We start from the raw sequence: 3,371 nt of genomic DNA on the forward strand, positions 1-3,371 counted from the left end.
GCCGCCCGCGCGGGGCACGCGGGCGGCGGAGGGCGCCGGCACGGACGTAAGCGTGCGCTCACATCGCCGCCGGCGCGCGGTGCATCAGGGGTTGATGTACTGGAACAGCGACATGTTCTGCAGTTGCACGTAGGCCTTCTGCGCGCCGGTCAGCGCGTTCTGCACCTGCAGGTACTGGCTGATCGTCGTGACCATGTTGGTGCTGGTCAGGTCCGACAGGTTGCTGGTCGTCTGCAGCGACGCCGTCTGGTTGACGGCCTGCATCGCCTTGACTTCCTGCTCGCGGCCGCCGACCGATGCCTGGATCGTCGTGACGTTGCGCATCGTGTTGCCGAGCTTGGTCGAGCCGGTCATCAGCGCGTTCTTCAGCGCCGCGCCCGCCACCGCATTCGCCGTCACGGGCGTCTTCAGCGCCGAAATCATCGCGTCGAGCGTCGAGAACACGTCGGAGCCGCCGCTCGCCTGCGGCGCGGGCGAGACCGCGAACGTGTCGCCGGCGGCCGGCGTGCCCGATACGGCCACCGTCATCCCGCCGCCGAGCGAGATCGCCGAGCCCGCCGAATAGGCCTGCGCCGGCGTGGTGGTCGGCGGGCTGGCCGAATTGTCGGTCACCGTGTAGGTCGGCGCGGCGGCCGTGCCGCCGAACGTGATCGAGAACTGATGGCCGTTCGTCGCGATCGACGGGTTCGTCACCGTGACCGCGCCGATCGTGCCGGTGCCCGTGTTGCCCGCGCCGGCCGACGGCACCGGCGAGCTGCCGATCGCCGGCACCGACATGAAGACGGCCGCGCCCGTGTCGCCCTGCGCCACAGTGCTCGAATCGGCGATCTGCACCTGGCGCGTCCCCGTGTCGCCGACATAGGTGACGCTGCCGCTCGGCGTCGTCGAAAACGGCGCCGCCGAATTCTTCGTGCCGGCGAACAGGTAGTTGCCCGCGCCGTCGTTGGTGTTCGCGAGCGTCATCAACTGGTCGCGGTAACCCTGCAGCTGCGTCGCGAGCGCCGAGCGGTCGCTGTCGGACAACGAACCGTCGCCGGCGCGCACGAGCAGCGTCTGCGCGCTCGTCAGCACGCTGCTCACGCTCTGCAGCGTCTGGTCCTCGGCCTGCAGCGACGCGAGCGCGGTGTTCTGGTTGGTCGCGTACTGCGACAGCGTCGCCGACGTCATCGACAGCTGCACGGCCTGCGCCGCGCCGGCCGGGTTGTCGGCCGCCGTCTGCAGGCTCACGCCGCTCGAGATCTGCTGATACAGCTGCGCGAGCTGGGCCTGCTGGTCGTTCATTTGGGAAACGTTCAGCTGGAAGAACTGGGCGCTGGAAATCCGCATCGCTTCTATTCCTCGAATCCGGTCAGTTGAACAGGCCGAGCACGGTCTGGAACAGCGTCGCCGCCGTCTGGATCACCTTCGCGTTCGCCTGGTAGAGCTGCTGGTACTGCATCAGGTTGGCCGCTTCCTCGTTCTGGTTCACGCCCGACACCGACTGCTGCGCCTCGGTGATCTGGCCGATCAGCCCGGTCTGCGCGGCGCTCGACGATTTCAGCTGGGTCGTCGTGTTGCCAATGCCGTTCACGTAGCTCGCATATGCGCCCGTGAGTGTCGTCGTGCCGTTGCCGAGCGCCTTCGCGTTGACCAGCTTCGACAGCGCGAGCGCGTTGGAGCCGTCGCTGGTGCCGCCCGCGTACGGCCCGATCGTAAACGAGTCGCCGGTCGCCGGTGCGCCGGACAGCGTGACGCTCACGCCGTTGAGCGCGCCCGCGGCCGTCCCCGACATCGTCAGCGTCGCGCCGGCCGCCGGGTCGTACGGGACGGTGTCCGTCGGGTTGTTGATCGTGACCGACGTCGGCGGCGTGGTGCCGATCGTCACCGTGGTGCCGACCGGGAAGCCCGTCAGCGTCTTCGCCGTCGCGTCGTAGGTCAGCTTGGTCGTCGGCACCTGGTAGCCCGCGGTCACGCCGCCGAGCGTGATCTTGCCGGTGCCGGTGTTGGTGCTCGCCGCCGACGTGACGGCCGGCGACGCGGCCGCGATCGCCGACGCGCTCGTCGTCGCGAGGCCGAAGCCGTTCAACGCGCCGCGCGTCGGCAGCACGGTGAACTTGTCGCCGGCGTTCATCGCGCCGGACGGGGTCGAGAAATTCAGCCCGCCGAGCGAGACCGGCATCGGCCCCGCCTTCTGGTCGACCACCGCGCCGCTCGCGCGGTCGGTCAGCGTGTAGTTCGTGCCGTCGAACGAGAGCGTGTAGTCGCTCGTCGTCGGCTGCGACGCGTTCGCGAACGACACGGACAACGACGCGTTGCCGGTATTGCCCTGGTTCGAGTACACGGTCGGCGACGGCATCGTGAACAGGTTGCCGCCCGGGTTGCCCGACAGGTCGATGCCGAGCGCGTTCTGCGCGTTGACCTGCGCGGCGAAGCTGGTCGCGATCGCGCCGAGCTGGGCCTGCGCGGGATCGAGCGTCTGGCTGCGGAACGCGAGCAGGCCGCCGAGCGTGCCGCCCGACAGCGACGAATCGGGCAGCGCCTGGTTCGGCCCCTGCGGGTTCGCGCCGGCGATCCCCTGCGACACGACGGTCAGCTCGCTCGGATCGGACGACGACGTGACGGCCGCGAGCTGGTAGCTCTTGTCGGCGACGACGAGCGGCTGGCCGCCCGACAGGAACACGCTGTAGCCGCTGTCGTTGCGCACGACCTGGATGCCGGCGAGGCCCGACAGGTTCGACACCGCGAGGTCGCGCTGGTCCATCAGCTGGTTCGGCGGCTGCCCCTGGCTGCTCGCCGCCGCGATCTGCTGGTTCAGCTGCGCGATCTGCGCGGTGTACGTGTTGATCTGCGACACGGTGCTGGTGAGCTGCGTGTTCACGCTCTGGCGCAGCGCGTCGTACTGCTGGCCGGCCGCGTTGATCTGGTTGGCCAGCGTCTGCGCGTTGCTGATCGCGGTCTGGCGCACCGACGGGTCGGACGCGTTGTTCGCGACGTTCTGCAGCCCGGTGAAGTAGCTCGTGATCCCGGTCGAGATCCCCGCCGTCGGGCTGCCGATGTAGTTGTTCAGCTGCGCGACGAGCGTGTACCACGTCGACAGCGCGCCGCCCTGCGTCTGCGCGGTGTTCAGCTGGTCGCTCAGGTACTGGCTGTACTGGCGCTGCACGGTGACGGTGCTCACGCCTTGCGGCATGTAGCCGCTGCCCGTGTACTGGCCGCTCGTTTCGGCATAGACCGGCCGCTCGACCGAATAGCCGGGCGTCGCGGCGTTGCTGATGTCGAGGATCACGAGGCCGATCGTGCGGGTGCGGCCGGTGATCATCGAACGCGCGAGCGGGTTCGAACGGTAGCCGAGCCGCTCGATGGCCTCCTTGAGCCGCGCCTCGACGGTCGGC

General features: G+C 69.3%; 2 protein-coding genes. Both read right to left on the reverse strand.

From position 1 onward, the window contains the following. Positions 1-84: 84 nt before the first annotated feature. On the reverse strand, positions 85-1,326 hold the full coding sequence (gene flgL, locus G3N62_RS34965; protein WP_034190318.1) for a flagellar hook-associated protein FlgL: 1,242 nt from the start codon (positions 1,324-1,326) through the stop codon (positions 85-87). 22 nt (positions 1,327-1,348) lie between these two features. Beyond that, entirely contained in the window at positions 1,349-3,298 is a 1,950-nt protein-coding gene (gene flgK / locus G3N62_RS34970) for a flagellar hook-associated protein FlgK (RefSeq protein WP_206141518.1), read from the reverse strand. Positions 3,299-3,371: the final 73 nt, after the last annotated feature.

It is taken from the genome of Burkholderia sp. Tr-20355 (assembly GCF_017104685.1).
Classification (GTDB): Bacteria; Pseudomonadota; Gammaproteobacteria; order Burkholderiales; family Burkholderiaceae; genus Burkholderia; species Burkholderia seminalis.